Origin of the sequence: Curtobacterium sp. 8I-2 (genome assembly GCF_902506155.1) — a bacterium.
GTDB classification, from domain to species: Bacteria; Actinomycetota; Actinomycetes; order Actinomycetales; family Microbacteriaceae; genus Curtobacterium; species Curtobacterium poinsettiae.
Genome location: NZ_LR732827.1, coordinates 637342 through 649102 on the forward strand (window position 1 = coordinate 637342; position 11761 = coordinate 649102).

The 11761-nt window shown below is 71.3% G+C and carries 10 protein-coding genes; 5 read left to right on the top strand and 5 right to left on the bottom strand.

The features are described from left to right. Positions 1 to 49: 49 nt before the first annotated feature. A complete protein-coding gene (locus BOSE127_RS06695) occupies positions 50 to 1921 on the bottom strand; it encodes a hypothetical protein (RefSeq protein WP_139179874.1) in 1872 nt (623 codons plus the stop codon). A 106-nt stretch (positions 1922 to 2027) separates the two neighbouring features. On the opposite strand from BOSE127_RS06695, the gene BOSE127_RS06700 reads away from it, so the two are divergent. Next, a complete protein-coding gene (locus tag BOSE127_RS06700) occupies positions 2028 to 3311 on the top strand; it encodes an acyltransferase family protein (protein ID WP_017888768.1) in 1284 nt (427 codons plus the stop codon). 125 nt (positions 3312 to 3436) lie between these two features. Continuing rightward, the gene (locus BOSE127_RS06705; protein ID WP_201300439.1) at positions 3437 to 4435 is read left to right on the top strand and encodes a GH25 family lysozyme; all 999 of its coding nucleotides are present in this window, start codon (positions 3437 to 3439) and stop codon (positions 4433 to 4435) included. A gap of 107 nt (positions 4436 to 4542) precedes the next feature. On the opposite strand, the gene BOSE127_RS06710 is transcribed toward BOSE127_RS06705, so the two are convergent. Beyond that, positions 4543 to 5766, bottom strand: coding sequence for a polysaccharide pyruvyl transferase family protein (locus tag BOSE127_RS06710; RefSeq protein ID WP_159556674.1), 1224 nt, complete (start codon positions 5764 to 5766; stop codon positions 4543 to 4545). Between the two features lie 48 nt (positions 5767 to 5814). Between BOSE127_RS06710 and BOSE127_RS06715 the strand changes: the two genes are divergently transcribed. Continuing rightward, on the top strand, positions 5815 to 7017 hold the full coding sequence (locus tag BOSE127_RS06715; RefSeq protein ID WP_052481764.1) for a glycosyltransferase: 1203 nt from the start codon (positions 5815 to 5817) through the stop codon (positions 7015 to 7017). Positions 7018 to 7088: 71 nt separating this feature from the next. Here BOSE127_RS06715 and BOSE127_RS06720 read toward each other — a convergent pair whose 3' ends face one another. From BOSE127_RS06720 to BOSE127_RS06730, 3 genes are all read right to left on the bottom strand, one after another. Continuing rightward, positions 7089 to 8396, bottom strand: a complete 1308-nt coding sequence (locus tag BOSE127_RS06720) for a UDP-glucose dehydrogenase family protein (protein ID WP_042538819.1) — start codon at positions 8394 to 8396, stop codon at positions 7089 to 7091. 70 nt (positions 8397 to 8466) lie between these two features. Next, positions 8467 to 9015, bottom strand: a complete 549-nt coding sequence (locus BOSE127_RS06725) for a PH domain-containing protein (protein WP_017888763.1) — start codon at positions 9013 to 9015, stop codon at positions 8467 to 8469. 4 nt (positions 9016 to 9019) lie between these two features. Then, complete coding sequence (locus tag BOSE127_RS06730; RefSeq protein ID WP_056070837.1) at positions 9020 to 9820, bottom strand: biotin--[acetyl-CoA-carboxylase] ligase; 801 nt, start codon at positions 9818 to 9820, stop codon at positions 9020 to 9022. A 74-nt stretch (positions 9821 to 9894) separates the two neighbouring features. Here BOSE127_RS06730 and BOSE127_RS06735 point away from each other — a divergent pair, with 74 nt between their 5' ends. Together BOSE127_RS06735 and BOSE127_RS06740 are read left to right on the top strand one after the other, a co-directional pair. Continuing rightward, positions 9895 to 11490 carry an acyl-CoA carboxylase subunit beta gene (locus BOSE127_RS06735; RefSeq protein ID WP_017888761.1) on the top strand — a complete coding sequence of 532 codons (1596 nt, stop codon included), beginning with the start codon at positions 9895 to 9897 and terminating at the stop codon, positions 11488 to 11490. Further along, positions 11490 to 11744: an acyl-CoA carboxylase subunit epsilon gene (locus BOSE127_RS06740; RefSeq protein WP_017888760.1), complete on the top strand. Its 255-nt coding sequence runs from the start codon at positions 11490 to 11492 to the stop codon at positions 11742 to 11744. Before BOSE127_RS06735 ends, BOSE127_RS06740 begins: the two co-directional genes overlap by 1 nt. The last annotated feature ends 17 nt before the right edge of the window (positions 11745 to 11761 follow it).

Here is an 11761-nt window from a genome sequence, read left to right on the forward strand (position 1 = left end):
GCCGCTCCCTGCAGTGCCGCTGCGGCCCTCGCTCGCCCCGTCGCTCGCGCTACCGGGCGAGCTTGATGACCTGGACGCGGCAGGGGACCTCGGGGTCGGTCGACCGGTCGGTGCTGCACGAGATCGTCGCGTTGTACGTGCCGACGACCTTGCCGGCCGCCGAGTAGTCGCGCGCCGGGGCAGTGGCCGCGTCGAACTGCACGAAGTACTGCACGCCCTGGTCGAGGAACAGCTTGCGCATCGCGTCCGACTGGTAGGTGTACCCCTGACCTGAGCGACCGTACACACGCGTGTCGGTCAGGAAGGCGAGCGACGCCAGCGACCGGTAGTTCGACCCGATGACGGTGGCGTCCTCGGGGAGCGCGCCGCTCGCCCGGATCTGGTCGGCGAGCCGGACGATCTCCGGCACCCGGGTCGGGCCGAGGACGCGCAGCGGCTCGGTCCGGTTCACCGACGGGTAGAACGGCGCCGGCGATCCGAGCCAGTTCTGCGTGTACGACGCCAGGGGCACCACGGCGATCGCCAGGCACGCGACGATCGTCCGCACCACACCACGACGGCGCACCAGTCGCCAGACCGCCGGCAGCATGAGCGCACCGATCATCGCGGTCAGGTAGAAGAGCGGCCAGTAGTAGCGCGCGTTGCCGCCGCCGCTCGACGACGACGTGATCATGCCGTAGCCGACGAAGTAGACCAGGGTCGTCGCGGCGACGATGCAGGTGAAGGCGTAGCGGCGGAAGCGCACGACACCGATGACGAGTGCGGCGGCGAAGAGCAGCGCGATCGGCGCCGCGAACGGGGCGAACGTGCTGATCTTCTGCAGGTAGTACGGCAGGGCGAGCATGCGCTCGTGCAGGTAGTAGCCGGCGCGGGCGGCGATGCCGGACTCCTTCGTGACCTTCGGCGCGGTGTCGTCGCTGGACGACGAGGTGGCCGGCGGCACCACGGCGGGGTCCGGGTTGTCCATCGGGCCCTGCTTGTAGACCGACGGGGTGAAGTCCTCGTTCGGCGAGAAGGCGTGGTCGTTGGGCGGGACCGGCAGGAACGGCCAGTCCGTGGCTCGACCGCCGTCGTCGAACTTCGAACCGATGTTGACCGACAGCGACGACCCGAGCGTCACGGTGTCGTACTTGGCGGTCAGGGCACCGACCCAGGGGGCGATGACGACGACGAACACGACGATCGTCGCGACGGGCGCCGTCCACCAGTGCCGCACGGGCTCGTGGCGACGGCGGGCGGACCAGACGCGCAGCAGCAGCCAGAGGATCACGGCACCGATGGCCACCGGCAGCAGGAACAGCTTGGTGAAGTAGCCGAGGGCTGCGACGGCACCGAGCACGGCCCCGGAGACGACCCGCGCCCGCGTCGATCCGTGCAGCGCCTGGTCGGCCCACCGGAGTGCCCAGAGGAACCCGACGACCCACGCGACGACGAGCAGGTCCGGGGTCTGCACCGGCACGGCGCTCATCAGCGCGGGGATCGCCGTGACCATGAAGACCAGGGCCGGGACGATGCGGTGGTTCTGCGACCAGACGAGCCACCCGCCGATGCCGAGCACCACGGCCGCGGCGAAGCAGTTGACGATCGCGAAGGCCGTCTGCAGGCCGAGGCCGAGCGCGACGAACGGCGCCATCATCCACGAGACCAGCGGCGACCAGTACGCGTTGATCGCATCGGGCAGCCAGCCGTTCGCGTACTCGCGCGCGATGCCCATGTAGGAGATGCCGTCGACGTTGGTGACGCCGAGACGGTTGTGGTAGGCCACCGCAGCGCAGAGGACGACGCCGACCACCGTGAGGACCGCGAGGAGCAGGGGTGCGACCAGGTGCCGGTACCGTCGGGAAGCCGTCCCCGAACGGCCTCGAACGGGCTCGTGGGCGGACTGCGGTGCTGCGGGCGTCGTCACGGTCACGTGCTTCATCATGACATCCGATCGCTTGTCGGACCGCACCGGGCCGGATCGCGAGGGACGCTCGGCGTGTGGGAGACTGCCGGGGACCCCGCTCCGACCACCACGAGGACGTTCGTTGGCCACCGAAACCCGCGCAGCCGAAACCGCAGCCGAACCGAGGGCCGCCGCTCCCCGAGCCGGGGGCCGTCTCGAGTTCCCGTACCTGGACGGTCTCCGCGGACTCGCCGCCCTCGCCGTGGTGTTCTACCACGCGTACCTCTTCACGGGGATGCGGGGCACCGGTCCGACCGAGCTGCCGTGGCTCCGTCCGTTCATCGGGTGGGGCTACCTCGGCGTCCCGCTGTTCATCGTGCTGTCCGGCTACGTGCTGATGCTCCCCGTCGTGACCCGGTTCGACCGCTACCGGTTGCCGGGCGGCTTCTGGAAGTTCATCTGGCGCCGCGCACGACGGATCATCCCGCCGTACTGGGCGTCGCTCGTCGTCTTCGCGCTCATCATCCTGTTCGTCCCCGTGATGGGGCAGCCGGGTGGCACGCAGTGGGACACGAAGTTGCCGATGGGTTGGGGAACCTTCCTCACGCACTTCTTCCTGGTGCACGACTTCTTCCCGCAGTACATCGGCAAGATCAACGGCCCGATGTGGACGGTCGCCGTCGAGTGGCAGATCTACTTCCTCATGCCGCTGCTGATCCTGCCGCTCTGGAAGGTCTTCGGCGGCTGGGCGACGGCGTCCTCGCTGGTCCTGATCGGCATGTGGATGGGCTCCGAGAGCCGCTACTCGTGGATGCACCCGTGGTTCGTCGGCCTCTTCGCGGTCGGCATGCTGGCCGCCGAACTCACCGTGAAGGCCCGTGACGAGCACCTGACCGGCAAGCTGAACGCCTCGAAGCTCGGCGGCCCGCGGTGGCAGGGCGGCGTGTTCGTCGCCGCGATGTTCGTCGGGATGCTCCTCGTCTTCTTCCGCAACCGCGACTACTGGCAGCACCAGACCTGGCCGTCCGAGGTCGTCCTCGGCATCTTCGCCGGCATCCTGCTGACCTGGATGGGACGCCGAGCCGTGTCCGGGCAGCACACCTGGCTGGCACGGTTCTTCGCCTGGAAGCCGTTCGTGCTCGCCGGCCTCGTGTCGTACTCGGTCTACCTCTTCCACAGCCCGCTGCTCGGACTCGGCAACCTGCTGCTCCTGCCGATGGGCCTGTACCCGAAGTGGCAGTTCCTGCTGATGGTCTTCGTGGTGATCCCGGTCACCCTGGCCATCTGCGTCGGGATGTGGTGGCTCGTCGAGCGCAACTTCCTCAACCGCCGGCAGAAGCACGCCACGCGCGAGGTCGCCTCGCGCGGGCGCCTGCCGGAGGTCGAGACCGACGACACCGACACAGCGCCGCGCCGGCGGCGGTAGCCCACCGCGGCGGGTGCCGCCCGTGTGCGCCTGACGGACATGTGTCGCCGAGGCCGGGTAGCATCACTCGGACCTCGGCGTGGGAGATCAGGCCCACGGCATCTCGACAGGGAAGACGAGACCACATGCGCGCACCGATCAGCAGACTCCTCGGACTCGGCACCGCCGCCGTCGTCGCCGGGGCCATCACCTTCGCCAGCGGCCCGGCCGTCGGCGTCACCACGACCGACCCCGCGACCGCGGCACCGGCCCCCACGGCGGGTACGTCGGCAGCGGCGCCGGCGGCAGAGGCACCCACCGAGCAGCTGTCCATCGCCGAGATGGACCGCACCGGCAACCACACCATGGGTGCCGGCATCGCCGCGCACGCCGGCGAGTCCCACGTCACGACCGCCTCGCCCGACGCCCTGTCCGCCGGCGTGAGCGCGCAGGCCCTCAGCTCCTCCGCCGCTGCCGCCTCCGCCGGCGGTCCGCCCCCGGGCCGGGTGCAGGGCTTCGACATCAGCGCGTGGCAGCCGAGCGTGAACTTCCGGCAGGCGTACGGCAACGGCGCCCGGTTCGTGTACGTCAAGGCGACCGAGGGCACCTCGTACGTCAGCTCGACGTACAAGCAGCAGTACGCGACCGCGAAGCAGCGCAACCTGTACCGCGGTGGCTACGTCTACGCCCAGCCGAGCCAGGCGAGCGGCGCCGCGACGGCGAACTACTTCTTCGCGCACGGCGGCCAGTGGAGCAAGGACGGCAAGACCCTGCCGCCGCTGCTCGACATCGAGTACGGCAGCGCCGCCCAGGGCACCTGCTACGGCAAGTCGTGGTCGTCGATGCGCAGCTGGATCAAGGACTTCAACCGGACGGTCGTCGCCAAGACGGGTCGGTACCCCGCGATCTACACCACGACCGACTGGTGGAAGCGCTGCACGAACAACAGCAACCAGTTCTCGAAGAACCCGTTGTTCGTCGCGATCTACCCGGTGAAGGACTTCACCACGCCCGGCACCCTCGGCCGCAGCTGGTCGAAGTGGACCTTCTGGCAGTGGGCGTCCAGCGGCACGCTCCCCGGCGACCAGGACGTCTACCGCAACGACATCACCTACCTGAAGCGCTTCGCCTCCCGGACGAGCTGACGCCCGTCAGGCACGCGGCTGCACCGTGCGCACGACGGACAGGAGGCCCGTGGCGGTGTCGCCACGGGCCTCCTGTCCGTCACGGGCGCGCGTTCGCGCCCGTCGTGTCAGCGGACGTCGCGCGTCGCCTCGGCGAAGTCGGCGTCGAGTGCGGTCGCCATGCGGGCCACGCCCTCGGCGAGCTGCGCACGGACCGTGTCGCGGTCCGCGTCGAGCGCCTCGAGCTGCGCCGTGACGTCGTCGACGAACGTGGGCTCGAGCGCGGCCTCGATCGGCTTCGAGTACGCCTGCTGCCCCATCTGCTCGAAGAACAGCCGACCCTTGTCGACGTAGTAGAGCACCGCGGCCGGCACCCCGGCGATGGTCGCCACGATCGCCGAGTGCAGGCGGCTCGCCAGGAACAGGCGGCTGCGGGACATCAGCCCGGCGTACTCGGACGGCGAGAACTCGTCGGCCTCGACCACGTGGGTGCGGTCGGCGTGCCGCATCAGCGCGATGACCTCGCGGGCGAACGCGGCGTCACCCTCGGACGCCTCCATGTGCATCGGGTAGAACACCACGTCGGCGTCCCAGCGGTCGATGACGCGGTCGGCCAGGTCGGCGACGGCCTGGCGGTAGGTCACGAGCTTGTCGCTGTCGACACCGGTCTGGCGGAAACGCTTCGGCAGGAACCGGAACGGGATCCAGCCGCTGCGCTTGTAGTGGAACCAGCGGCGGACGCCGAAGCCGATCGAGCCGTCGAGCTGCTCGGCGGTCAGGCCGGTGGTGCGCTCGAGCCGCTCGAGCACCTCGGCGTCGGGCGGGGTGACCGTCCCGACGACGGCGGGGTCGAAGGACGACACGATCGGCGTCGTCACGCCCCAGGACAGGAGCTTCTCGCGGGACTCGTCGTCACGGACGGCGAACGCGCTGCACAGGTCGACGGTGGCGCGGATCAGGCGCTTGCTGACCCCGGCGGTGGTCGGGCCGATGCCCTGGAACGCCCCGACGAGGTTCTTGTTGACCGCACGGACGAGCAGCATCTTGCCGAACCAGTACACGAGGCCGAGCTTGTTCGTGTAGTCCTTCAGGATCTCGCCGCCACCCCAGAGCACCACGTCGGCGCCGCGGGCGGCACGCAGCAGGGCGAACAGGTCGCCGATGCCCGTGCTGTACGGGGAGACCGGCAGGAACCGGATCCCGAACCACGCGGCGTCCCGCTCGGGGTACTGGGACAGGGACACGATCTCGGCGTCGGGCCACCGGCGGCGGACGAGCTCGACGTTGCCGGCGAGGATCGCCCGGTCCCCGCGGTTGTGGGGCGAATCGCTATTGTGGATCAGTACGCGCACGGGGTGAGAGCCTACCGGACCGTCCCCCGCCACCCCCGGAAAGGCACGATGTCCCGCACCACTCGCTCCGCCCGCTCCCCCCAGGGACGCCCCCGCCTGCTCGTCCTGGGCTCGACGTTCCCGGCCCGGCCGGACGACGGGGTGCCGGCGTTCGTGCTCGACCTCGCCCACCAAGAGGCGACCGAGTTCGACACCCTCGTCCTCACGCCCCGCGTGCCCGGCGGTGCCACGAAGGAGCGCATCGGCGAGGTCGCGGTCCGTCGCTACCCGTACTTCCCGCGTCGCTTCGAGGACCTGGCCGACGGCGCGATCCTCGACAACCTCAAGGAACGCCGCTCCCGCATCGTGCAGGTGCCCGCCCTGGTGCTCGCGCAGTACCTGGCCGTACGGCGCGTGGTGCGTTCTGCGAGGCCCGACGTCATCCACGCGCACTGGGCCATCCCCCAGGCCCTCGTCGCGACCCTGGCCGCTCCGGGCGTGCCCGTCGTCGTGACCACCCACGGCGGGGACATCTACGCGCTCCGTGCGGCTCCCCTCGTCCGCCTCAAGCGGTGGATCTTCGGGCGGTCAGCGCACGTCACCACCGTCAACTCCGAGATGCGTGATCGGCTGACCGAGTGGGGTGTGCCCGAGTCACGCTCGACCGTGATCCCGATGGGTGTCGACCTGGGCCCGGCCCGCGACACCCGCGCGCGCGTCGCGCCACAGGAGCACCACGTGGTCGCCGTCGGGCGGTTGGTCGAGAAGAAGGGCTTCGGCAACCTGATCGAGGCGCTCCGCGGCCTGGGCGACGACGTGCCGTGGCGGCTCACCGTCGTCGGTGACGGCCCGTACCGGACCCAGCTCGAGCAGCAGGCCGCAGGGCTGCCGGTGTCGTTCCTCGGCCAGCGTGGCCGCACCGAGGTCCTCGAGACCCTGGCCTCGGCGACCGTCGTCGCCGTTCCGTCGATCCCGGCGGCGAACGGCGACCAGGAGGGCCTGCCGGTGACCCTGCTCGAGGCCGCGGCGGTCGGCGCCGCGATCGTGGCGAGCGACCTGCCCGGCATCCGGGACGTCGTGCAGGACGACGTGTCCGGCGTGCTCGTGCCCCCGGGCGACGTCCCGGCACTCCGCGCGGCACTGCAGCGCGTGCTCACCGACGACACGGCGCGGACGCGCTACCAGGAGCAGGCCGTCGTCTCGGCGGCGGAGTTCTCCACCGAACGGATCGGCGAGCGGTACCGCGCGGTGCTGCGCGCAGCCATCGGCTGACGACGCGATGAACGCACAGGAGGCCCGGTGCCGGTCCCACGGACCGGCACCGGGCCTCCTGTCGGTCGCGGCTAGCGCCCCATGCCGCGGTACGTGAAGCCGGCGGCGGTCCACGCCTCGCGGTCGAGGCAGTTGCGGCCGTCGATGACGACGGGCGACGCAACGAGCGCGGCAGCGGCCGTCGCGTCGAGCTCGCGGAACTCGGTCCACTCGGTCAGCACGAGCACGAGCTCCGCTCCACCCAGCGCCTCGGCAGCGCTCTCGACGTAGTCGAGCTCGGGGTGCACGCGGCGCGCGGTGACGACGGCCTCGGGGTCGTACGCCGAGACGACGGCGCCGAGTTCGTGCAGGCGAGCAGCGATGTCGAGTGCCGGCGAGTCGCGGACGTCGTCGGAGTTCGGCTTGAAGGCCAGGCCGAGCACGGCGACGCGCTTGCCGCTGACGACCCCACCGAGCAGCTCCTGCGCCAGCTCGACGACGTGCGCGCGACGGCGCAGGTTCGTGGCGTCGACGTCGGCCAGGAACGCCAGGGACTCCCCGACGCCCAGCTCGTTCGCCCGCGCCTGGAACGCGCGGATGTCCTTCGGCAGGCATCCGCCACCGAAGCCGAGACCGGCGTTCAGGAACTTGCGGCCGATGCGGGCGTCGTGGCCGATCGCGTCGGCGAGCGCCGTGACGTCGGCACCGGCGACCTCGGCGATCTCGGCCATCGAGTTGATGAAGGAGATCTTCGTGGCGAGGAACGCGTTGGCGCTGATCTTCACGAGCTCGGCGGTGGGCAGGTTGACGACGAGTCGGGGCGTGCCGGTGGACAGTGCCTCGGCGTAGACCTCGTCGAGGGCGGCGACGGCCTGCTCGCCGGCCGCACCGTCGGGCACGCCGTACACGAAGCGGTCCGGCGCGATGGTGTCCTGCACCGCGAAGCCCTCACGCAGGAACTCGGGGTTCCAGACGAGCGTGGCACCGGGGACGGCCTCGCTGACCTCGGCGGCCAGGCGCGCCGCGGTGCCGACGGGCACGGTCGACTTGCCGACGACGAACTCGCCGGCGGCCAAGTGCGGGGTGAGCGCGGCAACGGCGGCGTTCACGTAGGTCAGGTCCGCGGCGCCGGTGGGGCCCTGCGGGGTGCCGACGGCGAGGAAGTGCACGCGGGCACCGGCGACCTCGGCCATGTCGGTGGTGAAGCGGATCCGACCGGACTCGAGGGCCTCGGTCAGGATCTCGGGCAGGCCGGGCTCGAAGAAGGGGGCCTCGCCGGCAGCGAGCCGCTCGATCTTGGTGGGGTCGACGTCCACAGCGACGACCTCGTGTCCGAGTTTGGCCATGGAGGCGGCGTGCACGGCACCGAGGTAGCCGCAGCCGATGACAGAGATACGCACGTCGAAGACGGTACCGGTTTCTCGCCGAAGTCTCACCACTGCTCCCCAGGGGGTGTCGCGGCGTCCGCGGTCAGGCCCGCACGTCGCCCCACGGCGGACGGTCCGGACCGCCGACGATCTCGTCCCAGTCCGGCTCACGGTGCCGACGCCTGGCCTCGTACGCCTCCACCAGGTCGTGCAGCACGGCGACGACGAGGTCGGCGTGCGGCACGTCGGCGAGGACCACCGCCGGGTCGTCCCCGGGGAACACCAGCACGTCACCGGAGCGGAACAGGCCCTGCAGGCCCCGACGCCGCACCGTGACGTCGTAGCCGCGGGAGTGCAGGAGCTCCCGCCGCGTCCGGGTGCCGAGGCCGCCCACCACGACCAGACGACGGGTGGTGACCACGTACCGCTCCGACATCCACCGGAACAGCGGGACCGCGCCGCCGAACACGACGAGCACCAGGACGACGAGCGCGACGACGGCGTTCAGCCACGCCAGCTGGGCCTGGAACACGCCGAAGCCGAACCCGCCGGCCGCGGTGACGAGCACGACGAACACCGCCGGGCGCACCAGCCGACGGGCGTGCGGTCGCAGGCGTGCGACGACACGTTCGGGCGGGGGCTCGGCGGTCATGCCGTCATGCATACCGCAGGTGGGTGACGTCCCCCACCGCGACGCCCCTGGTGCGCCCCGCCTGGTCCCGGATCGTGATGCGACCGGCGTCGTCGATGCCGGTCGCGTCGGCTTCCTCGACGCTGCCGTCCGGCAGCTCGAGACGGATGCGGCGACCGATCGTGCCGCACGCGGCGCGGACGTGGGTCCGGACCGTCTCGGCGGCGTGACCACCCGCGACCAGGCCGGCCACCGCCTCCAGGACGGAGCGCAGGAACGCGGACAGGACCGCGTCGGCCAGGGCGGGTGCGTCGTCGGCCGCGCCCGCGAGCAGGAGCGAGGTGGACGTGGGGGTGGGCAGCCGGTCGGCCGGGATCGTCAGGTTGACGCCGGCGCCGACCACGACGCTGCCGTCGGCGGCGACCTGGCAGAGGATCCCGCACACCTTGTGCCCGCCGACCTGCACGTCGTTCGGCCACTTCACCACGACGTCCGCGCCGGCGGGGAGCACCGACGCGATCGCGTCGCGCATCGCCGCACCGGCGACCAGGGGCAGCCAGCCGCGGTCGTGGTCGTCGAGGTCGGCGCGGACGAGCACGCTGGCGGCGAGCGTCTCACCGGCCGGAGCGGTCCAGGTGCGGTCGAGCCGGCCCCGCCCCGCGGTCTGGTGCAGGGTCGCGACGACGCTGCCGTGCTGCTGCTCGGGCGCTGCGGCGAGCAGGTCCGCGTTGGTGGACCCGGTCTCGGCGGGGGCGGTGATGGTCGCGCCCGTCGACCGGACCGCCTCGCTGGTGGCGGGGAACGACGGCGACGGGGATGTGGACATGCACGCAAATGTACGGGCAGGAACCGTGGGGGTCCTCCAACCGGCAGCGTCCCACCCGCCGGTAGGGTGAGCGGGTGACTTCAGGAGACACCCCCGATCTGTCGACGACGGCCGGCCGGCTGGCCGACCTCCGCGACCGGTACCACGAGGCCGTGACCGCCGCGGGCGAATCCGCCATCGCCAAGCAGCACGCGAAGGGCAAGGGCACCGCTCGCGAACGCATCGAGCAGCTGCTCGATCCGAACTCCTTCGTGGAGTTCGACGAGTTCGTGCGGCACCGCACCACGTCGTTCGGCATGGACGCCAAGCGCCCCTACGGTGACGCGGTCGTCACCGGCGTCGGCACGATCCACGGCCGGAACGTCGCCGTGTACGCGCAGGACTTCACGGTCTTCGGCGGGTCGCTCGGCGAGGTCGCCGGCGAGAAGATCATCAAGGTCATGCAGCACGCGCTCAAGACCGGCGTGCCGATCATCGGCATCCTCGACTCCGGCGGCGCCCGCATCCAGGAAGGCGTCGTCGCGCTCGGCAAGTACGGCGAGATCTTCCGCCTCAACACCCAGGCCTCCGGCGTCATCCCGCAGCTCTCCATCGTGATGGGCCCGGCGGCTGGCGGTGCGGTGTACTCCCCCGCCCTCACCGACTTCGTGATCATGGTCGACAAGACCAGCCACATGTTCGTCACCGGTCCGGACGTCATCAAGACCGTCACCGGCGAGGACGTCGGCTTCGAGGAGCTCGGCGGCGCCCAGACGCACAACGCGGTCTCCGGTGTGGCCCACTACATGGCCGAGGACGAGACCGACGCGCTCGACTACGCCCGCTCGCTGATCGGGTTCCTGCCAGACAACAACCTGTCCGACCCGCCCGCGTACGACGTCGCCCCGGAGCTCGAGACCACGGACGCCGACCACGAGCTCGACGTCGTGATCCCGGACTCCACGAACCAGCCGTACGACGTCACCACGATCATCGAGCACATCGTCGACGACGGTGAGTTCCTCGAGGTCCAGCCACTCTTCGCGCCGAACATCCTGATCGGCTTCGGCCGGGTCGAGGGCCGAACGGTCGGCATCATCGCGAACCAGCCGCAGGCGATGGCCGGCACGCTGAACATCGACGCCGGCGAGAAGGCCGCCCGCTTCGTGCGGTTCTGCGACGCCTTCGGCATCCCGATCCTGACCCTGGTCGACGTGCCCGGCTACCTGCCCGGCACCGACCAGGAGTGGACCGGCGTCATCCGCCGCGGCGCGAAGTTGCTCTACGCCTACGCCGAGGCCACCGTCCCGCTCGTCACCGTCATCACCCGCAAGGCCTACGGCGGCGCGTACATCGTGATGGGCTCGAAGCAGCTCGGCGCCGACATCAACCTCGCGTGGCCGACCGCCGAGATCGCCGTGATGGGCGGTCAGGGCGCCGTCAACATCCTGTACCGCGCCGAGATCAAGCGGGCCGAGGAGTCCGGCGAGGACGTCGCCGCGGTCCGGACGAAGCTCGCCAACGAGTACACGTACAACGTGGCGTCGCCGTACCTGGCGGCCGAGCGTGGTGAGCTCGACGGCATCATCCAGCCGCACGCCACCCGCGTGTCGGTCATCAAGGCCCTCCGGTCGCTGCGGGGCAAGCGTGCAACGCTGCCCCCGAAGAAGCACGGGAACATCCCGCTCTGATGGGACGCCACGCAGCACCCGTGCCCTCGGACGAGCCCGCTTCGGTGGCGGACGTCCGGGTGGTCTCCGGCGAACCCACCCCCGAGGAGCTCGCCGCCGTCGTGGCCGTCCTGCAGCGGCAGGCCGACGAGGCCGCGGCGGCCGGACGCGCTGCCGTCGTCGTCGAACCGCGCACCGGCTGGGACGTGGCGGCTCGGGGGCTCCGCCGCCCGCTCGAGGACGGACCGGGCGCCTGGGGCCGATCGCTCCGCTGATGTACCCCTCGGTGCGC